19 protein-coding genes are annotated in these 22419 nt (G+C 70.4%); 17 read left to right on the forward strand and 2 right to left on the reverse strand.

Translation table 11 applies throughout. The annotated features are described in order from the left end of the window. The first annotated feature begins 124 nt into the window (after nt 1–124). The 9 genes from ISN38_RS20850 to ISN38_RS11520 all read left to right on the forward strand — a co-directional run bounded on the left by ISN38_RS20850 (nt 125) and on the right by ISN38_RS11520 (nt 8392). Complete coding sequence (locus ISN38_RS20850; RefSeq protein ID WP_399507539.1) at nt 125–289, forward strand: hypothetical protein; 165 nt, start codon at nt 125–127, stop codon at nt 287–289. 77 nt (nt 290–366) lie between these two features. Then, nucleotides 367–2010 (forward strand): malonate decarboxylase subunit alpha, encoded by a 1644-nt coding sequence (gene mdcA / locus ISN38_RS11485; RefSeq protein WP_058359102.1) that lies wholly within the window; start codon nt 367–369, stop codon nt 2008–2010. A 13-nt stretch (nt 2011–2023) separates the two neighbouring features. Next, nucleotides 2024–2338, forward strand: coding sequence for a malonate decarboxylase acyl carrier protein (mdcC, locus tag ISN38_RS11490; RefSeq protein ID WP_003470460.1), 315 nt, complete (start codon nt 2024–2026; stop codon nt 2336–2338). A 279-nt stretch (nt 2339–2617) separates the two neighbouring features. Then, nucleotides 2618–3529, forward strand: a complete 912-nt coding sequence (locus ISN38_RS11495) for a biotin-independent malonate decarboxylase subunit beta (protein ID WP_003470459.1) — start codon at nt 2618–2620, stop codon at nt 3527–3529. Beyond that, entirely contained in the window at nt 3529–4233 is a 705-nt protein-coding gene (gene mdcE, locus ISN38_RS11500) for a biotin-independent malonate decarboxylase subunit gamma (RefSeq protein WP_003470458.1), read from the forward strand. The genes ISN38_RS11495 and mdcE overlap by 1 nt, the downstream gene beginning before the upstream one ends. Further along, nucleotides 4226–4879, forward strand: coding sequence for a malonate decarboxylase holo-[acyl-carrier-protein] synthase (mdcG, locus tag ISN38_RS11505; RefSeq protein WP_003470457.1), 654 nt, complete (start codon nt 4226–4228; stop codon nt 4877–4879). Before mdcE ends, mdcG begins: the two co-directional genes overlap by 8 nt. Before the next feature lie 341 nt (nt 4880–5220). Then, a complete protein-coding gene (mdcB, locus tag ISN38_RS11510; protein ID WP_230938370.1) occupies nt 5221–5985 on the forward strand; it encodes a triphosphoribosyl-dephospho-CoA synthase MdcB in 765 nt (254 codons plus the stop codon). Next, a complete protein-coding gene (locus tag ISN38_RS11515) occupies nt 5982–6902 on the forward strand; it encodes an acyltransferase domain-containing protein (RefSeq protein ID WP_206711814.1) in 921 nt (306 codons plus the stop codon). The genes mdcB and ISN38_RS11515 overlap by 4 nt, the downstream gene beginning before the upstream one ends. 134 nt (nt 6903–7036) lie before the next feature. Continuing rightward, the gene (locus ISN38_RS11520) at nt 7037–8392 is read left to right on the forward strand and encodes an SLC13 family permease (RefSeq protein WP_206711815.1); all 1356 of its coding nucleotides are present in this window, start codon (nt 7037–7039) and stop codon (nt 8390–8392) included. Nucleotides 8393–8541: 149 nt separating this feature from the next. On the opposite strand, the gene ISN38_RS11525 is transcribed toward ISN38_RS11520, so the two are convergent. Beyond that, a complete protein-coding gene (locus ISN38_RS11525; RefSeq protein ID WP_058363435.1) occupies nt 8542–9282 on the reverse strand; it encodes a GntR family transcriptional regulator in 741 nt (246 codons plus the stop codon). 124 nt (nt 9283–9406) lie between these two features. Between ISN38_RS11525 and ISN38_RS11530 the strand changes: the two genes are divergently transcribed. Continuing rightward, nucleotides 9407–10009: a DUF4142 domain-containing protein gene (locus ISN38_RS11530; RefSeq protein WP_003470449.1), complete on the forward strand. Its 603-nt coding sequence runs from the start codon at nt 9407–9409 to the stop codon at nt 10007–10009. Nucleotides 10010–10118: 109 nt separating this feature from the next. Here the strand turns inward: ISN38_RS11530 and ISN38_RS11535 are convergent, their stop codons facing one another. After that, nucleotides 10119–11207: a pirin family protein gene (locus ISN38_RS11535; protein ID WP_058195653.1), complete on the reverse strand. Its 1089-nt coding sequence runs from the start codon at nt 11205–11207 to the stop codon at nt 10119–10121. Between the two features lie 302 nt (nt 11208–11509). On the opposite strand from ISN38_RS11535, the gene ISN38_RS11540 reads away from it, so the two are divergent. The 7 genes from ISN38_RS11540 to ISN38_RS11570 all read left to right on the forward strand — a co-directional run bounded on the left by ISN38_RS11540 (nt 11510) and on the right by ISN38_RS11570 (nt 22306). Next, complete coding sequence (locus ISN38_RS11540; RefSeq protein WP_038240298.1) at nt 11510–12025, forward strand: RNA polymerase sigma factor; 516 nt, start codon at nt 11510–11512, stop codon at nt 12023–12025. After that, on the forward strand, nt 12018–13100 hold the full coding sequence (locus ISN38_RS11545) for a FecR family protein (protein WP_206711816.1): 1083 nt from the start codon (nt 12018–12020) through the stop codon (nt 13098–13100). The genes ISN38_RS11540 and ISN38_RS11545 overlap by 8 nt, the downstream gene beginning before the upstream one ends. Nucleotides 13101–13217: 117 nt before the next feature. After that, complete coding sequence (locus tag ISN38_RS11550; protein ID WP_206711817.1) at nt 13218–15725, forward strand: TonB-dependent receptor; 2508 nt, start codon at nt 13218–13220, stop codon at nt 15723–15725. Between the two features lie 10 nt (nt 15726–15735). Further along, a complete protein-coding gene (locus ISN38_RS11555; RefSeq protein ID WP_206711818.1) occupies nt 15736–17106 on the forward strand; it encodes a histidine-type phosphatase in 1371 nt (456 codons plus the stop codon). Between the two features lie 237 nt (nt 17107–17343). Beyond that, nucleotides 17344–18381: an NAD(P)H-quinone oxidoreductase gene (locus tag ISN38_RS11560; RefSeq protein WP_058359097.1), complete on the forward strand. Its 1038-nt coding sequence runs from the start codon at nt 17344–17346 to the stop codon at nt 18379–18381. A gap of 201 nt (nt 18382–18582) precedes the next feature. Further along, nucleotides 18583–20973 (forward strand): DUF3772 domain-containing protein, encoded by a 2391-nt coding sequence (locus ISN38_RS11565; protein ID WP_206712217.1) that lies wholly within the window; start codon nt 18583–18585, stop codon nt 20971–20973. A gap of 361 nt (nt 20974–21334) precedes the next feature. Continuing rightward, nucleotides 21335–22306 (forward strand): IS110 family RNA-guided transposase, encoded by a 972-nt coding sequence (locus ISN38_RS11570; RefSeq protein WP_047324345.1) that lies wholly within the window; start codon nt 21335–21337, stop codon nt 22304–22306. The last annotated feature ends 113 nt before the right edge of the window (nt 22307–22419 follow it).

Below are 22419 nucleotides of genomic sequence, written 5' to 3' on the forward strand. Positions count from 1 at the left end.
ACAGTGCTGTGTTGATTTGGGTCGGTTGTTGCCTACAACCCATCCGCCCTTATTACGAGCTGACTTTGCTCGTAAAGCCATTGATCTGGCGATCGAGCACCATTCCTCAATCATCGGCCTAGTGATGCATCAGCACTACGCTTCCGCTGGTGCTCTCCTGAGGCCGCTATTGGAGGCAGCTGCCTGCGCCTTCTGGTTCATGTACTACGTCGGGACAAAGAGCGGCGACAGCGTTTCTTGCGTTAGGAGAGCGCCTGTTGCAGCGCAGCGTGCATTGGTCACGGTTTGATAATTATATCGTAATTACAATTTCGGCCGGCCCCGCCGCCAGGCGCTGCCGCCCTCCATTCGCCGACGGAAAGCCTTATGCCTCAGGACTGGAACACGCTCGCCGACAACCGCCGGCAACGCCTTCAGCGCGCCGCCGGGCTGGCGCGCGGGCGCCTGGTGGAGGCCAAGGACGCGGTGGCGCTGCTGGAGGCGGTGATCGAGCCGGGCGACCGCGTGTGCGTGGAAGGCAACAACCAGAAACAGGCCGATTTCCTCTCGCAGTGCCTCACCGAAGTCGATCCGGCGCGGGTGCACGGGTTGCACCTGCTGCAGTCGGTGCTGGCGTTGCCTTCGCACCTGGACGTGTTCGAACGCGGCATCGCCCAGCGCCTGGATTTCTCCTTCTCCGGGCCGCAGGCGCTGCGCCTGGCGCGGCTGGTCGCCGACAAGCGCATCGAGATCGGCGCGATCCACACCTACCTGGAACTGTTCGGCCGCTACTTCGTCGATCTGACCCCGCGCGTGGCGCTGGTCGCCGCGCAGGCCGCCGACCGCCACGGCAATCTCTACACCGGGCCGAACACCGAGGATACGCCGGTGATCGCCGAGGCCACCGCGTTCAAGGGCGGCATCGTCATCGCCCAGGTCAACGCGATCGTGGACACGCTGCCGCGCGTGGACATCCCCGCCGACTGGGTCGGCTACGTGGTGCAGGCGCCGCGCCCGCACTACATCGAACCGCTGTTCACCCGCGATCCGGCGCAGATCTCCGAGATCCAGGTGCTGATGGCGATGATGGCGATCAAGGGCATCTACGCCGAGTACGGCGTGGACCGGCTCAACCACGGCATCGGGTTCGACACCGCGGCGATCGAACTGCTGCTGCCAACCTATGCCGAGTCGCTCGGCCTGCGCGGCAAGATCTGCCGGCATTGGGCGCTGAATCCGCATCCGGCGCTGATCCCGGCGATCGAGTCGGGCTTCGTCAAATCGGTGCACTCGTTCGGTTCGGAACTGGGCATGGAGCAGTACATCGCGGCGCGCGCCGACGTGTTCTTCGCCGGCCCGGACGGCTCGATGCGGTCCAACCGCGCGTTCGCGCAGACCGCGGGCCTGTACGCCTGCGACATGTTCATCGGCTCCACGCTGCAGATCGATCTGCAGGGCAACAGTTCCACTGCCACCCGCGACCGCATCGCCGGCTTCGGCGGCGCGCCGAACATGGGCTCGGATGCGCGCGGCCGCCGCCACGGCAGCGACGCCTGGCTCAAGGCCGGGCGCGAGGCCGCGCGCCCGGGCGAGATGCCGCGCGGGCGCAAACTGGTGGTGCAGATGGTGGAAACGTTCCGCGAGCACATGGCGCCGGCCTTCGTCGAGCGGCTCGATGCCTGGGAACTGGCCGAGCGCGCCAACATGCCGCTGCCGCCTGTGATGATCTATGGCGACGACGTCAGCCACGTGCTGACCGAAGAGGGCATCGCCAACCTGCTGCTGTGCCGCACGCCGGAGGAGCGCGAACAGGCGATCCGCGCTGTGGCCGGCTACACCGCGGTGGGCCTGGGCCGCGACAGGCGCGTGGTCGAGAACCTGCGCGACCGCGGCGTGATCCGCCGCCCCGACGACCTGGGCATCCGCCTGCGCGATGCCAGCCGCGATCTGCTGGCCGCGCGCAGCGTCAAGGATCTGGTGCGCTGGTCCGGCGGCCTGTACGCGCCGCCGCAACGTTTCCGCAACTGGTAAGGGATGTCGATCGATGGAAACCCTTCGCTATCGCTACGACGGGCGCCTGGCGCCGAACGGCCGGCGCGACCACGTGCTGGTCGGCGTGGTGGCTTCCGGCAATCTGGAAGTGCTGATCGAACCGCAGGACCTGGGCGGGGCGATGCAGATCGAGATCGTCACCGCCGCCGACGGCTTCGGCGCGATCTGGCAGGCGGTGCTGGACGATTTCGCCGCGCGCCATCCGCTGCGCGACGTGCGCATCTCGATCAACGATGTCGGCGCCACGCCGGCGGTGGTCGGCTTGCGCCTGGATCAGGCGGTGGAAGCCTTGCAGGAGGAGGCGTGATGCGTTCCATCCGGACATCCGCACTCGCCGTGCTCCCTGTAGGAGCGGCTTCAGCCGCGACAGTGTCCGCAGCCGGCGATAGTTCGGCTCCGTTGGTCGCGGCTGAAGCCCTACAGGGGATGCCGTGCCTGCGAAGCGTTGTGTGGGAGGGCCTTCAGCCCCGACGCGATCCTCCGGCAGCGTCTGGATGGCTGCGGCCGCGATCCAGGCGCCTGATGCAATGAACGAGCGTCCCGAACTACTCATCCGGCGAGTATGCCGCCCACACCGGAGCTGCGCATGAGTGCGATCCCGAACAACCGCCGCCCGCGCAGCTTCTACGAGGCCAACGCGCGCGAACGCATCGCCGGGCTGCTCGATCCCGGCGCGTTCCGCGAGTTCGTCGGCCCGCGCCAGCGCGCGATGAGTCCGCATCTGGCGCAGCTGGACCAGCCCGGCGCGTTCGACGACGGCATCGTGGTCGGCGAGGGCCGGCTCGACGGGCGCACGGTGCTGATCGCCGCGCAGCAAGGCCAGTTCATGGGCGGTGCGGTCGGCGAGGTGCATGGCGCCAAACTTACCGGCTTGCTGCAGCGCGCCGTGGCCACCAGGCCGGCGGCGGTGCTGCTGCTGCCCGACACCGGCGGCGTGCGCCTGCACGAGGCCAACGCCGGGCTGATCGCGATCTCCGAGATCATGCGCGCCACCCTCGACGCGCGCGCCGCCGGCGTGCCGGTGCTGGCACTGATCGGCAGCGGCACCGGTTGCTTCGGCGGCATGGGCATCGTCAGCCGTTGCTGCTCGCGCATCGTGATGTCCGAGGAAGGGCGGCTGGGCCTGTCGGGTCCGGAAGTGATCGAGACCGTGCGCGGAGTGGAGGAATTCGACGCGCGCGATCGCGCGCTGGTGTGGCGCGTGACCGGCGGCAAGCACCGCTATCTGCTCGGCGAGGCGCAGGCGTTGGTTGCCGATGCCATCGAGGCCTTCCGCGTCGCGGCGATTGCCGCGCTGGCGGCGGCGCCGGCCGAAGACGATGACGGCCTGGCGCGCATCGCCGCCGAGCACGCCGCGCTGCGCCAGCGCCTGGACGCCTATGGCGACTGCCGCGACGGCGTGGAGATCTGGCGCCGCCAGGGCATCGCCGATCCGGACGCGCTGCCGCTGCTGGACACCGCCGCCTTCCTTGCCGCCGTCGCCGACCGGAGCCCGTGATGGAACTGACTCCTCTATTGCAGCAACTGTTCCCGCTTGGCCACCGGGTCGAGGTGCGCGACGGCGTGATCGGCGGCAGCGCCAGCACCGCGCTGGGCGAAGTCAGCGTGATCGGCAGTGCCGACAAGCTGGAAGTGGGCGTGGAGCACGCGCTGGCGCTGGCCGCCGCGGTGCTGGACAGCACCCGCACGCAGCCGCAGCGGCCGATCGTGATGCTGGTCGATACCGCCGGCCAGCGGCCGTCGCGCAAGGACGAACTGCTCGGCATCAATGGCTACTTCGGCCACCTGGCGCAATGTCTGGACCTGGCACGGCGGCGTGGCGCGCGGCTGCTGACGCTGGTCTACGGCGAATCGGTCAGCGGCGGTTTTCTCGCCTTCGGGCTGATGGCCGACGCGATCTACGCGCTGCCCGAGGCGCAGGTGCGGGTGATGGACCTGCGTGCGATGGCGCGGGTCACCAAACAGCCGCTGGAGAAGTTGCAGGCCTTGAGCAAGAATTCCCCGGTGTTCGCGCCGGGCGTGGAGAACTATGTGGCGATGGGCGCGGTGGAGGCGCTGTGGCAAGGCGATCTGGCGCACGCGCTGGTCGCCGCGCTGCAGGCGCCGCTGCAGCGCGATGTGCGCGCGCAACGCGGCGCCGAGCGCAACGGCCGCTTGCTGGCCGCACCGATCGCGGCGGAGGTTGCCGCCGGCCATGCATGAACCGCTCGCCCGGCACGACCTGGTCTGGCTGGCGGCCGATGCGCCATGGCAGGCACGCACACCGGGCGCGCAGGCGCGCCTGCGCGACTGGTTCGCTGCCGGCCACCCGGCGATCGTCGCGCGCGGCGACCGCAGCGACGACGCGCAGCTGCTGCGCCTGGGCGTGCCGTTGCCGCCGGCCGAGGGCAAGCAGCGCCTGTCGTTGTCGGTAGAACGTGGCGCGGTACGGCAGCAGCGCGCGCCGCTGACGCTGGGCGAGGTCTGCGCGCAGGTGCCGGCAGTGCACGATTGGGAATTGCCGCTGCGCGAACTGCAGGCATTGGCCGCCACGCATGGGCTGATCCCGCGCGTGTTCGGCGCCTTCGCCTGGCAGGCGCTGACCGGCTTGCCCTACGTGCAGGCCGGTTCGGACATCGATCTGCTGTGGCCGGTGCCATCGCCGGCGCAGGCCCGCGCGCTGCTTGCCGACCTGGCGCGCTGGGAGCAGCGCCAGGGGCATCGCGTGGATGGCGAAGTGCTGCTGCCCGACGGCGACGCGCTGAGCTGGCGCGAACTGGCCGGCGACAGCGCGCAGCTGCTGGTCAAGGCGCTGCGCGACTGCCGGCTGCAGCCGCGTGCGGAACTGCTGCAGGCGTGGGGGGCGTGATGGATCTGCAGGCGCTGCGCGGCATGGAGGACGGCTGCTTCTTGCAGGTGCCCGCAGCCGTGGACGGGTCGGCGCCAGAAGCGGTCGGGGCTGAAGCCCCTCCTACAGTGGCCCCAGCGGATCATTCGCTGGCTCCTGTAGGGGCGGCTTCAGCCGCGACGAATGCAGCGAGGTGCTTTCCGGCATCGGAATCGGTCCAGACCGATGCGTCTCTTGCAGTGCAATGCGCAAGCAACCCGCGATCGGCACCCGCAGCCGCGAAGGCCACGGCGATCCTTCCCAATGCCGTCGCCACCCCACACCGCCTCGGCCGTCTCGCCGTCGCCAGCCTGCATGCCGAGTTGGCCTGCGCGCCGAAGCCCGGTCTGGTCACGCCGTTCGATCGCGGCAGCCACGACGACATGGACGCCTCCACGTTCCTGCGCAGCCTGTTCGCGTTGCGCGGCTACTTCGTTGCGATCGCCGCTGCCGGCATGGCGGATGCGCCGTTCGCCACGTTGCGCCAGCGCGGCATCGAGGCCGAGCGCGCCATGCTGCGCGCCACCGGCGGCGTCAACACCCACCGCGGCGCGATCTTCAGCCTGGGCCTGCTGGTCGCAGCGGCGGCGCGGTTGCGCAGCCAGCAGCATGCGATGCCGGACGGCGTGGCGGTCTGCAATGCCGTCGGCCACTGGCACGATGCGTTGCTGGACGCGCCACTGGATCCGCATAGCCACGGCCAGCGCATGCGCCGCCGGCATGGCGTCGCCGGCGTGCGCGAACAGGCCGCAGAAGGCTTTCCGCTGCTGCGGGAGGTGGCGCTGCCGACACTGCGCCGCGCGCTGCGTGCAGGCGTTGCGCACGATGCCGCCATGGCGCAGACCCTGCTGCAGCTGATCGCGCAAACCGACGATCTGAACCTGCTGCAGCGCGGCGGCCGCGATGGCCTGCGCTTCGCGCAATGCAGCGCGCGGGCGTTCCTCGAGGCCGGCGGTGTGGCGCAGCCGGACTGGCGCCAGCACCTGGCGTGCATCGGCGACGCCTTCGTCGCGCGCCGATTGAGTCCGGGCGGCAGCGCCGATCTGCTTGCCTGCGCCTGTTTCCTGCAGCGCCAGGAGGCCGCATGAGCCTGGCACTGCTATGCCCGGGGCAGGGCGCGCAACATCCGGCGATGTTCGACTACAGCGCCGGCGCGCCGGCGGCCGAGGCGGTGTTGGCCGCGGCCGCGCAGGTGCTCGGCGCCGATCCGCGCGCGCTGGTCGGCGCCGACGCGCGCTACGACAACGCGCTCGCGCAGCCGCTGGTGTGCGCGGCGGCGCTGGCCAATGCCGCCGCGCTGCTGCCGCAACTGCCGCCGCCGGCGTTGCTGCTCGGCTACAGCATCGGCGAACTGGCCGCGCATGCGTTGGCCGGCGGCATGGAGGCGTTCGCCTGCCTGGCGCTGGCGCAGCGGCGCGCGCAGCGCATGGATGCGGCCAGCCGCAAGGGCGACGGCCTGATCGCGGTGCAGGGCCTGTTGCGCGATGCGGCCGAGACGCTGTGCGCGCAGACCGGCCTGCACATCGCCATCGTCAATGGCGACGATCACCTGATTCTTGGCGGCCATGCCGATGTGCTGGCGCAGGGCGAGCGCCAGGCGCGTGCGCAACGCGCGCGGGTCACGCGGCTGCCGGTCGCGGTGGCAGCGCATACGCCGTTGCTGGCCAGCGCGGCGCAGGCGTTCGCCGCCGACCTGCGCGCCGCGCCGCTGGCCGCGCCGCGTGCCGCACTGCTGGCCGGTATCGACGGACACCGCATCGGCGATCGCGACGACGCCATCGGCGCGCTGTCGGCACAGCTGGCGACGACGCTGGATTGGGCAGGAACGCTGCGCCAGGCCGCCGAGCGCGGTGCGCGCGTGTTCCTGGAGCTGGGGCCGGGCGGGGCGCTGGCGCGCATCGCGCGCGAGCTGCTGCCGCAGTGCCAGGCGCGTTCGGTGGAAGAGTTCGGCAGCCTGGCCGCGGCGGCGGCATGGGCGCGGCAGGCGCAGCAACGCCTGCAGTAAGGCGGCTGCGGCGGCGAGGGGGACGGCGATGGCCGCCGTCGCGCCGCAACGGCGGTTGGCAGTGGGCGATCGACCCAGAATGGCGGGCGGCCATTCGCGTCAGTGGGACGGATCCAGCAAGCTCGGGAGGGCGCATGAGTCCACAAATCGCGACGATCATCGGCTTGATCGTCATGTTCATCGTGGCCACGGCGTTGCCGGTCAACATGGGTGCCGTCGCGTTCGCGTTGGCCTTCATCATCGGTGGCGTCTGGGTCGGCATGGACGGGAAGGAGGTCCTGTCCGGGTTTCCCGGCGACCTGTTCCTGACCCTGGTCGGCATCACCTATCTGTTCGCGATCGCGCGCAACAATGGCACCATCGATCTGTTGGTGCATTGGGCGGTGTGCGCGGTCCGCGGCAAGATCGTGGCGATCCCGTGGGTGATGTTCGTGGTCACCGCGGTACTGACCGCCTTCGGCGCGCTCGGCCCGGCGGCGGTGGCGATCATCGGCCCGGTCGCGCTGCGCTTCGCCAGGCAGTACCGGATCAGTCCGTTGCTGATGGGCTTGCTGGTGATCCATGGCGCGCAGGCTGGCGGTTTCTCGCCGATCAGCGTGTACGGCGGCATCACCAACAAGGTGGTGGAGAAGGCCGGGCTGGATGTGACCGAGATGGCGGTGTTCCTGACCAGCCTCGGCTTCAACCTGCTGATGGCGCTGATCTGCTTCTTCGCCTTCGGCGGCCTGGCGCTGCTGCGGCGCGAACCGACGCCGTCGCTGGCCACCGCCGCGTCCGTGCCGGTGGGCGATCAGTCCTCGCACCGCCAGTTCGCGATCGAAGGCCATGGCGCGCTGTTGTCGGCCGGCGGCGGCACCTTGTCCACCGACCCGGCGGCGCTGGAGGCGATGAGCCTGAATCGCGATCGGGTGCTGACCCTGTGCGGCCTGCTCGGCCTGGGCATCGCCTCGCTGCTCTACAACCTCAACGTCGGCCTGGTGTCGATGACCGTGGCGGTGGTGCTGGCGCTGCTGTCGCCGAAGGCGCAGAAGGGCGCGGTGGACGGCATCAGCTGGTCCACGGTGCTGCTGATCAGCGGCGTGGTTACCTACGTGGCGGTGCTGCAGGAGAGCGGGGCGGTGGACTACATCGGCAACGGCGTGTCCGATATCGGCATCCCGATGCTCGGCGCGCTGCTGGTGTGCTACGTCGGCGGCATCGTCTCCGCGTTCGCCTCTTCGGCGGCGGTGCTGGGCGCGACCATCCCGCTGGCGGTGCCGTTCCTGCTGCAGGGCCACCTCGGCGCGGCCGGGGTGATCTGCGCGTTGGCGATTTCGTCCACGGTGGTGGACGTGAGCCCGTTCTCGACCAACGGCGCGCTGGTGGTGGCCTCGGCCGCCCCGGACGAGCGCGAGTCGCTGTACAAGCGCTTCCTGATCTACAGCGGCCTGGTGGTGCTGTTCGGCCCGCTGCTGGCGTGGTTGCTGCTGGTGGTGCCGGGCTGGCTGTGAGGGACGCGGACCGGGGAGCGGCGACCGCCGATCGCCGTTCCCGGCCCGCAACGCATCGAACAAAAAAAGCGCCGTCCCTCGGGGCGGCGCTTTTGTGTGTGTGGCTCTCCGCGAGTGCCTTGCAGCGGCAAAACCGAACGCGCCGCTTTTTACGAGTCCCGCATCCCGGGTCCCGCGTCCCGCCCACCAGGCAACGGCGCCGGCACATTCAACTTGCCGCCGGCGGCCACGTACATCGCCAGGGCGTTGCCCTGGCTTTGCAGGTGCCGGTTCATGGTGCGCTCGGCGCCTTCGGCGTCGCCGCGGCGGAAGCAGTCCATCAGTTCGCGGTGTTCGCACAGCGATTGCTGCATGCGCCCGGGCGCCAGCAGCTGGCGGCCGCGGTGCATCTTGAGGATGCGGTGCAGGTCGTGGGTGACGCGGATCAGCCACGGGTTGCCGGCGAATTCCTGCACCGATTCGTGGATCAGATAGTTCTGCCGGAAGTACTCGGCCAGGTCGCCTGCGTCGGCCGCCTGCTCCATGCGCGCGTGCAGCGCTTCCAGCCGCGCCAGACCGGCGGCATCGACCTTGCGTACCGCCTCGTAGGCGCAGCGGCCTTCCAGCAGCGCCATCACCGGGAACAGCTCGTTGAGGTCTTCCAGGTTCAGTCGGGTCACGCGCGCGCCGCGGCCGGGTTCGATCTGCACCAGGCCTTCGGCGGCGAGCAGCTTCAGGCTCTCGCGCAACGGGGTGCGGCTGATGCCCAGTTCGGCGACCAGCGCCGGCTCGTCGATCCACTCGCCCGGCGGCAGCACGTAGTCGTAGATCTTCTGCCGCAGCCGCTCGGCCACGTCTTCGTACAGCGCCACGCGCTTGCGCGGCGCGGGGGTGTCGGGCGCGAGGGTCATCGGCGGATCGGAACGCTCTGGAGCCGTGCTGGCGATGCCGTCATTCTAGCGGCCGGCGCAGGCGATTCACGCGGGTTTGCGCCGCGCCTGGGCAAGGTAGGCACTGGCAAACCAGGAGCATCCCATGACCCCGAGGCTGATCACGACCCGGCTTTCGATTCTCGCGGCGCTGGCCGCCGTGGCACTGAGCGGCTGCGGCAAGCCGGGCGAGCAGACCTCGCGCACCGCACCGGCGACCTCGCCGGCACCGACCGCGGCCCCGGTCGGCGGCGAAAGCGGGCGCGCGCCGATCGCCGGCGACGCCTCGGCCAAGGCGATGCTGCAGGTGCTGGAGGGCAACGCGGTGGCGCTGTCGCAGCAGGCGCTGTCGCGCAACGTCAGCGCCAGCGTCGCCGACTTCGCCCGCGAAGTGGTCGCCGCGCATCAGGGCGCCGCGGCTGCGGACGCCGGCAAGGGCGGTCCCGGCGATGCGCAGAAGATCGCCGCGCAAGTGGCCAAGGGCAAGGCGCAACTGCAGGCGCTGGACCAGGAGAAGGACGATTCGGCGTACATGAACGCCTACATGGCGACGATGGTGCGCAGCTATTCCGATGCGTTGACGGTGATCGATGCCGAGCTGGTGCCGGCGGCGCAACAGGACGCGACCAGGCAGGAGCTGCAGCAGGCGCGCAAGCGCATCGCCGAGCAACTGGAGCGCGCGCAGGCGCTGGCCTCGGCGCGCTATTGATGTAGCCCCTCTCCCGCCGGGAGAGGGGTTGGGGTGAGGGTCCGGCGCGAAAGCGACGCGCTGATTCGAGTACGCGAAGCCAGCATGGCGCGCTACGTTTCCACACGCGCTAACCGTTCGCGATCTCCGGGGTTGCCGCGGTTGCCGCGTGCGCTGCCGGCCGCTCCTCGCGCCCATCCGGGTGTCGCGCGAAGCGGGCCGGATGGCTGCCGTGCACCGGCGCCTCGTCGTTCCATGGCCAGCCGCCGAACTGGGTGCGGCGGTAGTCGGCCATGGTCTGGGCGATCTCGGCCTGGGTGTTCATCACGAACGGGCCGTGCTGGGCCACAGGTTCGGCGATCGGCCGGCCCTGCAGCACCAGGAACTCGCTCACGTCCAGATCGCCGTTGACCAGTTCCACCGCCTGGTCGGCACGCAATTCGATGGCGGCGTGGCGTTGCACCTCGCGTCCGCCCACGGTCACCGCTGCGCCCTTGAAGAAGTACAGGCTGCGGCGCGTGCCGCGACCTTGCGCGGCGGGCAGCGTCCAGCGTGCGCCGGGCGCCATGCGGATCGTCCAGATCGCCACATCGGCATCGTCCTGCGCCGCCCACGAATCCGGCGGCGGCGCCAGCGGGCCGCCGGCCGCGCCGGGCGCGGCGTCGACCGGGCCGATGCGGCCGGCCACGCAGGCCACCTCGGTGCTGCGGCCGGCGGCGTCGGTGGCGCTGAAGCGCGGCAGGTCGTGCGCCCAGAACATGGTGAAGTGCGGCGCCACCATCTTGCTGCGCGCCGGCAGGTTGAGCCAGATCTGGAACAGTTCCAGCGGGTTGGGCGTCTCGGTCTCGAGCAGCGGGAACATCTCCGAATGGACGATGCCGGCACCGGCCGTCAACCACTGCACGTCGCCGGCGCCGAAGCGCGCCACTGCGCCGAGCGAGTCGGCATGGTCGATCAGCCCCTGGCGCACGATGGTCACGGTCTCGAAGCCGCGGTGCGGGTGGCCGGGAAAGCCGGGGATCTGCTCGCCGTGGTACATGCTCCAGCCGTCCTTGCGGCTGAAGTCCTGGCCGATCGCGCGGCCCGCGAGCGACGCCGCCGGACCCATCGCGCCGTTGCCGGCGGGATAGGCGTCGTCGTGATAGACGCAGAACAGAAACGGGTCGATCGTTTCCCATGGAAAGCCGAGCGGCTTGATCTGGACGACGGGGTCGGTCATGACGATGTCCTTGGTGCGAACGCCGGCGCAAAGGCCGCAATCCCTTGAACATGGAGCGGGTCCGGCGCAACGGAAGGCCGCTGCGAAGGACATCCTATCCCGCATGTGGAACGCCGCCCGCTGCCGCCCCGGCCATCGGCCACGTTACATCCGCCGATCGAGCGCACCAGGCCGACCCCCGGCGCGCAACTGCATGCCGGCTGGGGCGCGGCCCCGCATCCGTGTCCGCGCGGCCCCTGCGTCATCGGACTGTCATCCGCCGCGACCAGCATCGCAGGCCTTTCCGATCCTGCGAGCGCCTGGTGCGTCCCGAACCTTTGCCGGCCCTGTCGCGGCTGTTCCTGCAATGGCGGCCGTCGCTGAGCCGCTATTTCCGGCGTCGCCGCGCCGCGGCCTGGGACGCAGAGGACCTGGTGCAGGAAGTGTGGCTGCGCCTGCAACGCAGCGAGGCGCATGCCCCGGAGATCGCCAATCCGGAGGCCTACCTGTTCACCATCGCCGCCAACCTGATGCGCGAGCACGCGCTGCTCAACCAGCGCAGCACGCAGCGCGACACCTGCCTGGACGAAGTGCTGGAGCGGCTGGCGGTGCCGTGCGAGGCGGATGCGCAGATGCACCGCGAGCAGCGCCGGCGGCGCCTGGCCGAACTGATGGCGCGGCTGCCGCCGAAATGCCGCGCGGCGATGGTGCTGCGCTACCGCGACGAACTCGGCTACCAGGACATCGCCGAGCGGCTGCAGATCTCCAGCCACATGGTCAAGAAATACATCATCAAGGGCCTGGCGGTGTGTCGGCAGGGCATGGCGCGCTATGCGTGAGTCGCCGATCGCCGCGGCGGCCGCGGCCTGGTACCTGGCACAGCGCGAGGCGCCGCTGGCGCCGGTGCAGCACGCCGAATTCCTGGCGTGGCTGCGGCAATCGCCGGCGCACGTGGCCGAATACCTGGGCATCGCCCACCTGCACCAGGACCTGCAGGCCGCGGCGCACTCGCAGCAGGCCAGCAGCGAGCAGTTGTGTGCGCATGCGCGCCACAGCGGCGCGGTGGTGGTGCCGTTGCTGCCCGAACTCAGCCGCAGTGCCGCGCCGCTTGCGCGCGCAGCGGCGCCCGCGCGCAAGCGCAGCCGGCGCCGGGCGTTGGGCTTGGCCGCGGCGCTCGCGCTGGCCGCAGTGGGCGTGGCCACGCAGCTGGCGGCGCCGAAGACGGTGCCGGCGACAGTCTACGCCGCCGCCGCCGATGCCGGGCGTGAGGTCGCGCTGGCCGACGGCAGCGTGGTGCGCCTGGACCGCGGCAGCGCCATCGCCGTGCGCTACGGTGCGCAGCGCCGCGACATCGCACTGCTGCGCGGCAAGGCGCTGTTCGACCTCGGCCGCGATCCGGCGCGGCCGCTGCGGGTCAGCGTCGGCACGCTGGTGCTGCGCGACATCGGCACCGTGTTCGGCGTCGACCACCACGACGGCGCCACCCGCGTCACCGTGTTGCAGGGACGCGTGCACGTGCTGCGCGGCGCGCATCCGTGGTGGTGGCCCAACGCGTTGCCCAGCGAGGGCGCGCAGCTGGCGGACCTGGGCGGCGGCCAGCAGGCGCGGCTGGATGCGCGCGGCCAGTTGCTGGGACTGGACGCGCATGCCGACATCGCCGGCGCCACCGCCTGGTTGCCGGCGCAGATCGGCGTGCACGACCGCAGCGTGGGCGAGGTGGCGCGGCTGTTCAACGCCTACACCACGCAGCCGCTGCGCATCGCCGACCCGGCGCTGGCCGCGCGGCGGATCAGCGGCGTGTTCCACCTGCGCGATCCGGACGCCTTCGTCGCCTATCTGGCCAGCCTGCCGAACGTGCAGGTGCACCGCGACGCCCACGCGGTGACGATCCGCAGCGCGCCGGCGCCGATGTAAGAAAAAATTCATGCAACTACCGGTAGCCGCGCGGCGCTGTGCGGCACTCCTAGGTAGGCATGGCCGTCGCGCTGGATGCGCACGGCCGCCTTCCTCTCCCCTCCGGTAGCACGTCCCATGCGCAACACGCTCGTCGTTTCCATCGCCCTGCTGCTCGGCAGCACCGCTTCGCTGCCGGCCTGGTCGGCCCCCGTCGCCGCCACCGCGCCGGCGATCGCGCCGATGCCGCTGGACCAGGCGCTGGAGCTGTTCGCCCGCAACAGCGGCCTGCAACTGATGTACGACCCGGCACTGGCGGCCGGGCAACGCAGCAGCGGCGCGCCGGCCGGCCTGGCGCCGGCACAGCAGCTGCAGAAACTGTTGGCCGGCACCGGCCTGGACTACCGCATGCCGACCCCGAGTACGGTCAGCATCGTGCGCGGTGCCGCGGCCGCGCCCCGCAGCGCCGCCGCTCCGCGCGCGGCGCCCGCCGCGGCCACGCCGGCCGCCGATCCCGGAGACCGCGACGATGGCCCGCGCGAACTGGCGCCGATCAACGTCACCGCCAACAGCGTCGACACGCTCGCGCCCAGCGCCGCGCCGCTGGAGGCGAGCCAGCCGACCTCGGTGATCGACGAACGCTTCATCCGCGACGGCCTGCGCCTGAACGCGAACTACGACGACATCATCAAGTACGCGCCGAGCGTGGTCACCACCTCGCCGGAAGGCCCGGGCCTGGGCAAGAACGAAGGCATCAGCATCCGCGGCTTCCAGGACGGCCAGTTCAACATCACCTTCGACGGCATCCCGTTCGGCGACGCCAGCGACCTGCACCACACCACGTCCGCTTACTTCAACAACCACGTACTCGGCCAGGCCGAGATCGACCGCGGCCCCGGCGGCGGCGCCACCATCGGCAACGCCACCTTCGGCGGCACGCTGGCGCTGCGCACGCGCAACCCCAGCGCGGTGGACGGGGTCACCGCCTACGTCACCGGTGGCAGCTGGGACACCTGGTCCACCGGCGTCAGCGCCGACGAGCACATCGGCAACACCCGCGTGTTCGCCGACCTGTCCAAGGAAACCAGCGACACCTACCTGAAAGGCACCGACGACCGCCGCGAGCACGCCTTCGTCAAGACCGTCACCGAACTGGGCGAGGCGACCACGCTGAGCTTCGTCAGCAGCTACAACCAGGAGCACCAGAACACCATGCAGGGCGCCACCCGCGCGCAGATCGCACAGCACGGCTGGCGCTACGGCCTGGGCAACGATCCGACCCTGCAGAACTACACCGGCTACAACAGCGCCGCGTACTATTCCAGTTTCAGCTACCTGGGCCTGAGCACGCGCCTGGGCGACTGGGACCTCGACAACAAGGTCTACTACAACAGCTTCGACCACACCGCCGCCAAGAGCAGCATCCCCACCAGCGAGAGCGCCGCGGACAACGGCGTGACCTTCTACTCCAGCACCGGCAAGAAGCTGTCCAAGGCGGCCAAGGACGTGCCCGGCAAGCTGTCGGACAACGATTTCCACGCCTTTGGCGATGTGCTGCGCCTGGCGCGCGAGCTGGGCCCGGGCCAGTTGCAGACCGGCGTGTGGGCAGAGCGTAATCTGGACGAACGCAACCAGCTGCCGGTGGACATGAGCACCGGCGCGGCCAGCGGCACCAAGTACGGCTATCTGTACAACTACCAGCTGCACGACCGCACCGACACGCTGCAGCCCTACGTGCAGTACGACTGGAAGCTGAGCGACACGCTGACCCTCAGCCCCGGCGTGCGCTATTCGCGGGTCGAGCGCCAGCTCGACGCGCAGCTCAACAAGCGCACGCCGCCGGCGCCGGCCTACAGCAGCGCCAGCTACGACGCGACGCTGCCGTCGCTGAGCCTGCACGACGCCTTCAGCGAGCACTGGAGCGGCTACGTACAGGCCGCGCGCGGCTTCCTGGCGCCGCCGATCGACGTGATCGAACTCAACGGCGCGCGTGGCCTGCAGCCGGAGCTGACCAGCAACTACCAGCTCGGCACCAGCTACGCCGCGCGTGGCCTGACCTTCGGCGCCGACGTCTACTACATCGACTTCAGCAACTACATCAGCCAGACCCTGATCGCCACCGACAGCGGCAGCGAGAGCGCCTACGTCAACGGCGGCGGCGCGGTGTACCGCGGTGCCGAGGCCGAGGCAACGTATGCGCTCACGCCAACGCTGAGCCTGTACGCCAACGCCAGCTACAACGAGGCCACCTACAAGCACAGCAGCACCCAGGTCGCCGGCACCCCGCACGTGACCGGCGCATTGGGCCTGCTCTACAACAGCGGCAGCGGCTATTTCGGCTCGTTGATGGAAAAAGTGGTCGGCGCGCAGTACGGCGTGGACAACAGCACCGACGCCAGCGGCGCCACCGTGTTCGGCAACGACCAGCGCCTGGGCGGCTACGCCAGCCTGGATGCGGCGCTGGGCTATCGCAGCACGCATGGCCCCTACGGCCTGAAGGGCTATTCGATCAGCATGGACGTCAACAACCTGCTCGATCGGCATGCCTTGATCGGCTATGCCGGCGCGCGCTCTTCCGATAACCAGCCGCTGTACTTCGGCCTGGCCGGACGCGGCGTGTTCCTCGACCTGTCGTTGAAGTTCTGAGGCCGGCGGCATGCACGTCTCCATTGAGGTACCCAGGACCGCCACGCTTGCGCGGCGCCGCCTGCATCGCGTGGCGGCGCTGTTGTTGCTGGCCGCGGCGGCGTTGCCGGCCGCGGCCGCCCGCGTGCCGACCGGCACCGCAGTTCGCGCCGGCGCAAACCCGCCAGCGCAAGTGCGCCTGAGCATCGTGGTGATGCGCCACGGCGTGCGCGCGCCGACCAAGGATCCGCAAGCGCTGGCCAGGTACGCGGCGCAGCCATGGCCGCAATGGCCGGTGGCGCCGGGCATGCTCACCGCGCACGGCACGGCGGGGATGCAGGCGCTGGGCGCACGCTACCGGCAGCGCTGGCTGGGCGAAGGTCTGCTGGCACCTGGCTGCGATGCCGCGCAGGTGGTGCTGATCGCCGACAGCACGCCGCGCAACCACGCCAGCGCCGCGGCCTTCGGCGAGGGCCTGCAGCCGGGCTGCCATGCCCACTATCTGGCACTGCCGACCACGCAGAACAATCCGCTGTTCCACTACGCGGCCGGCGAGGACAAGAGCGACGACAAAGGCGGCGATGCGGTGGCCGCACCGCTGCATCCGGATGCGGCCGCGCGCGCGCGGCTGCGCGCACTGCAACGGGTCCTGTCCGGCTGCCAGGGTGCTGCCTGCCCCGCGCAAGTGCCGGGCCAGGACACGCCGCGGCTGGACGATCCGCAACGCCTGGACGATCCCGCGCAGGCGGCCAAGCTGCTGAAGACCGCCGGCAGCCTGGCCGAAAACCTGATGCTGGAATACGCGCAGGGCCTGCCGCTGGCGCAGGTGGCATGGGGCCGTGCCGATGCGGCCGCCCTGCAACGCCTGATCGGCCTGCACAACGCCGCCTTCGACCACAGCAAGCGCGCCCTGCCGGCGGCGCGTGCCGGTGGCTCCAACCTGCTCGCGCATCTGCTGGCGACGCTGCAGGCCGCGGCCGGGCAGACCCCGGCAGTGGCGCCACTGGCACCGGCGCAGACCCGCGCGCTGCTGTTGCTCGGCCACGACACCAACCTGGCGCATCTGGCCGGCCTGCTCGACGTGCCGTGCGCGGTGCCTGAGCAGCCGGATGCCTATCCGCCGGGCGGCGCGCTGCTGCTGGAGCTGGTGCGGCAGGGCGGCCGCGACTACCTGCAACTGCGCAGCGTGGTGCCGACCTTGCAGGCGCTGCGCGACAACCGCTTCGACGGCGCCGCACTGCGCGAGCGACGCTGGCCGTTGCCGGGTTGCGGCGGTCGCCTGCGCTGCCCGCTGGCGGTGGCATTGCCGGCCTTGCAGGCGCGTCTGGATGCGCAGCAGGTGCAGGCCGAAGTGCCGACAATGCGCGCGTGGCCGGTGCAGGCGGCCGGGGGCGGCGACTAGCGCGGATGTCCACCGCGCTGTGCCCCCTGTAGGAGCGGCTTCAGCCGCGACCGGGCGTTACCGGTAACGCCCGGTCGCGGCTGAAGCCGCTCCTACACTGGCTCCGCAGTATCTGTCCCATTTCCAGACGAAACGCTGCGCGCGCCATCACGGATCGCAGCGCGGCGAAGGCCGATCATCGCGGTTCCCCCGCGCTTCGCGCCTGCCTGGCGCCGCGCCTTGCCCAGGTTCCCCGCCATGTCCCCCACCTCCGCCGCCGCACTCCCCGATTCGATGACCGCGATCGAGATCCGCCACCCCGGCGAGCCGGAGGTGCTGGTGCCGGTGCACCTGCCGCTGCCGCATCCGCACCGCGGCGAACTGCTGGTGCGGGTGGCGGCGGCCGGGGTCAACCGCCCGGACGTGATGCAGCGCCGCGGCAGCTATCCGCCGCCGCCGGGCGCCTCGCCGCTGCCCGGGCTGGAGTTCGCCGGCGAGGTAGTGGCGCTGGGAGAGGGCGTGGAGCGCTACCGGCTCGGCGATGCGGTGTGCGCGCTGGTCGCCGGCGGCGGCTATGCCGAATACGCGGTGGTGCACGAACGCAACGCGCTGCCGGTGCCGACGCCGCTGAGCCTGGCCGAGGCCGCGGCGCTGCCAGAGACCTTCTTCACCGTGTGGGCCAACGTGTTCCAGCGCGGCCGCCTGCAGGCCGGCGAGACCATGCTGGTGCACGGCGGCACCTCCGGCATCGGCAGCGTCGCCACCTTGCTCGGCATCGCGTTCGGCGCGCGCGTGATCAGCACCGTCGGCTCGGCCGACAAGCGCGCCGCCAGCCTGGCGCTGGGTGCGGAGGCGGCGATCCTGTACCGCGACGAGGACTTCGTTGCCGAGACGCTGCGCCTGACCGGCGGCCGCGGCGCCGACGTGATCGTGGACCTGCTCGGCGGCGACTACCTGCCGCGCAACTACCAGGCGGCGGCGCTGGACGGGCGCATCGTGCAGATCGGCATCCAGCAGGGCAAGGTCCGCGACCTGGACCTGATGCCGCTGCTGGCCAAGCGCCTGACCCATACCGGCTCGACCCTGCGCGCGCGCTCGGTGATGGAGAAGGCGGCGATCGCGCGCGAACTGGAGCAGCAGGTCTGGCCGCTGCTCGAACAGGGCCGGATCAAGCCGCAGCTGGACCGCTGCTTCCCGCTGGCCGAGGCGGCGCAGGCGCATGCGCGGATGGAGTCCAGCGCGCATATCGGCAAGATCGTGCTGCTGACCGAGGCGGGGGCAGTGGCGAAGCAGTGAGCAGGATGCTGTGGAGTGCCTGTCGCGGCTGAAGCCGCTCCTACAGGAGCGCTCTTGTAGGAGCGGCTTCAGCCCCGACAGGCACCTACCGGCCGCACGCCGCTGGCCCTGTTCAAGCCCCACGCCGTATATTGCGCCGCACGCGCGGTGGTCCGCGCTTCACTGCCGGTCCCCCGCGTGCGCCTGCCTTCCCGTTCTGCCGTGCTGCTGCCATTGCTGCGCCGTTCGCTGCTGCTGCTGTTCCTGTACCTGAGTGCGGCGGCGACCGCGCAGCCGCAGGACGAGCCACAGGCGCCCGATCCGCAGGCCTTGCTGAGCGGCGCCGAGCAGACGCTGCAGGACGCGCGGCGCGGCATGGACAACGCCGACGACCAGGAGGTGCTGCGCAAGCTGATCGGGCAGGTGGCCGATGCGCAGCGCGATGCCGAAGCCGCGGTCGCGGCGCTGACACCGCAGCTGGCCCAGGTCGATGCGCGGCTGAAGCAACTGGGTGAGCCTGCCGCGGGCGAGGCGAGCGACATCGTCGCGCAGCGCAAGGATCTGGCCAAGCAGCGCGCGCCGCTGGATTCGGGGATCAAGCGCGGCAAGTTGCTGGTGCTGGACGCCAAGCAGCTCGGCGAGCAGATCGAGGCCTTGCAGGCCGAGCATTTCAGCCAGGAGCTGTCGATGCGCTCGGACTCGCCGCTGTCGCCGACGCTGTGGCGGCAGATCGCCAGCGATTTCCCCGACGACCGCGATCGCTTGCTCGCGTTGTACCAGTTGGCGGCGCAGGCGCTGGACGCCGCCATCGCCGAGAACGGCACCGGCGCGCTCGGCATCGGCCTGAGCATCGCGTTCGTACTGCTGTTCCCGCTGCGCTACCTGCTGCGCTGGCTGGGCAAGCGTTACGCGATGTCGCGCGCGCCGGGCAGCCGCCTGCGCCGTTCCGGCCTGGCGTTGTGGTTTCTGCTGCTGGGCACGTTGACCTCGGGTCTGGCCGCGCTGGTGCTGGCCGAGAGCCTGCGCAGCATCGGTGCGGTGCCGGCGCGGCTGGAAAGCGTGCTGCGTGGCTTCGTCGTGGTCAGTTTCGCGGCCGCGTTCATGGGCTCGCTGGGCGCCAGCGTGCTGCTGCCGAACCAGCCATCGTGGCGGCTGTTCCCGATCGACGACGCCACCGCGCGGCGCCTGCGCAAGTACACTTGGGCCACCGCGACGCTGGCCTGGGTCAGCAGCATGCTGCTGGTGATCAACCGCGCCAGCCATACCAGCGCCTCGGCGACGGTGGCCGCCGACGGGCTGATCGCGCTGGCCTACGCGGTGCTGATCCTGGCCATCCTGACCAGCCTGTCGCGGCTGCGCCGGCGCCAGTACGCCGAGGCCGCCGCGCAGGCGCTGGAGAACGGCCAGCCGCCACCGCCGGGCCAGCACGGCGGCGCGCTGGCGCTGGTCGGGGTGCTGGTGCGGGTGGCGGTGGTGGTGGCGCTGCTGGCCGCGCTGCTGGGCTATCTGTACCTGGGCCTGTTCATCACCCGGCAGATCATCTGGATCACCATGGTGGTCGGCGCGATCCGCCTGCTGATGACCTTCGCCGACGATTTCGCGCTATGGCTGTTCGCCAGCGAAGGCCGTCTCGGTCGCGCCGCCAACGGGGCGTTCGGGGTGCGCGCCAGCCGCCTGGAGCAGGCCGGCGTGCTGACCTCGGCGGTGGTGCGGGTGGCGCTGCTGCTGATCGGCCTGGGCGCGCTGCTGATGCCGTTCGGCACCAACACGTCGACCGTCGCCGACTGGTTCTCGGTGCTGTCGCAGGGTATCCCGATTGGCAAGGATAACCATCTCTATCCGGTCGCGGTGCTGAAGGCGGTGCTGGTGCTGGGCCTGAGCCTGCTGGCGGTGCAGTACATCCACGGCTGGCTGACCCAGACTTACCTGCCCAAGACCGAACTAGACGATGGGTCGCGCAATTCGATCAGCACCGTGGCGCGCTACGTCGGCATCCTGTTGGCCGTGCTGTGTGCGCTGGCGTGGTCGGGGATCGACGTGGCGCAGATCGCGCTGGTGGTCAGCGCGCTGTCGGTCGGCATCGGTTTCGGCCTGCAGTCGATCATCCAGAACTTCGTGTCCGGGCTGATCCTGCTGGCCGAGCGCCCGGTCAAGATCGGCGACTGGGTCAAGATCGGCGACCAGGAAGGCGACGTGCGCAAGATCAGCGTGCGTTCCACCGAGATCCAGGTCGGCGACCGCTCCACCCTGATCGTGCCCAACTCCGAACTGATCACCAAGACCTTGCGCAACATGACCCTGGCCGGGCCGCTGGGCCGGGTGCAGATCCAGTTCGCGGTGTCGCTGGGCACCGACGTGGTCAAGCTGCGCACGCTGCTGCTGGAACTCTACGCCGCGCACCCGGGCGTGCTGCAGGATCCGGAGCCGTCGGTGTTCATCGACTCCATCGCCAGCGGCCACGTCACCCTCAACAGCTTCGCCTACGTCGGCAATCCGCGGCTCGTCTACGGCATCCGCAGCGATCTGTTCTTCAGCCTGCTGCAGCGCCTGGCCGAAGAGGGCATCGCCCTGGAATCGCCGCAGGAAGTGCGGCTGCTGCGCAAGGACCCGTAAGCGCGAATGGCGCAAGGCCTCGGCGCTCCTGTGGCCGCGCGTGCCGGGCCATCGGCGCCGGCGCCGTCCGTCCGCAGCGCTCAGCGCCGCCGCTTCGTTCATCGCGGCTGAAGCCGCTCCTTGTATCTGGACATAGGGCCCCTACGGCGTTATGTCTTCCGACTGATCATCGGAGGAGGTGCCGGAAGTCCAGTCGCTCCTGAAGCTTCGAGCTTGTGCTGTAGATCGGCTCCCGCCCTCCGTTTGCTGGCCCACGATGTCCGTACGGTATCCAGAGTCCGCCGCTGGCGTGAACTCGCATCCACAAGGCAGGACCGGGCGCAGCGATGATCGTGTTCACCCCACGATGGAGGAATCGCTCATGTCCCCAGTCGTCGGCATCGACGTCGCCAAACGCAGTTTCGACCTGGCTATCGACCTGGCCAACAGCAAGTACCGCACCAAGGCCAAGCTCCCCAACGATCCGAAGGGCTTTCAGATCCTGCAGACGTGGCTGCAAACCCATGCGCAGGCGGACAGCTGGATCGTGATGGAAGCCACCGGCACCTACCACGAGGCCCTGGCCGAGTTCGTGTATGGGTTGGGATACCGCGTGTGCGTGCTCAATCCGGCGCAGATGGCGCTGTATGCACGCAGCCAGCTAACCCGGGTCAAGACCGACCGCAGCGATGCCAAGCTGATCGCCAGCTACGGCCAGCGCCATGCGGCCCAGCTGCGGCCCTGGCAGCCCGATCCGCCGGCGCTCAAGCGGCTCAAGGCGCTGGTGCGGCGCCGGGACGACCTGTTGCAGATGCTGCAGATGGAGCGCAACCGCTTAGACGTCGCAGCACTGGTGGTGCGCGACTCGCTCCTGGAGAACATCGGCCAGTTGCAGGCGCGCATCGCGCAGATCGAACGGGCCATCGACGACCAGATCGATCAGGACCCCACCTTGCGTGGGCAGCGCGAACTGCTGGTGAGCATCGACGGGATCGCCGGCACCAGCGCGGCGTTGATGCTGGCGGAACTGGGCAATGTGGAGCGCTTCGCCCATGCCTCGGCAGTGACCGCCTTTGCCGGGCTCAACCCCCGGCTGCAGGAGTCCGGCAAGCGTCAGGGCCAGGTCTGCATCTCCCGCACCGGCTCCCCGCGCCTGCGCGCCGGCCTGTTCCTGCCGGCCTTGGTCGCCATGACCCACAACCCAGTCGTCCGTGCGCTGAAGCAGCGCATGCGCGAGCGTGGCAAGGCCAACAAGCAGATCATCTGCGCCGCCATGCGCAAGCTGCTGCACATCGCCTACGGCGTGCTCAAATCACGCACGCCCTTCGATCCTCAAAAGACCCTTGTCTGTTAGGGAGGAAGACGGTATCTACAGAAGAGCGCCGCGCCTCCATTGCGCACAGGCCAATGGCGCTGCCACGCTTTCCCGAGTCCCGAGTCCCGAGTCCCGAGTCCCGCCGTAACAAC

Source organism: Xanthomonas translucens pv. undulosa (assembly GCF_017301775.1).
Taxonomy (GTDB): Bacteria; Pseudomonadota; Gammaproteobacteria; order Xanthomonadales; family Xanthomonadaceae; genus Xanthomonas_A; species Xanthomonas_A translucens.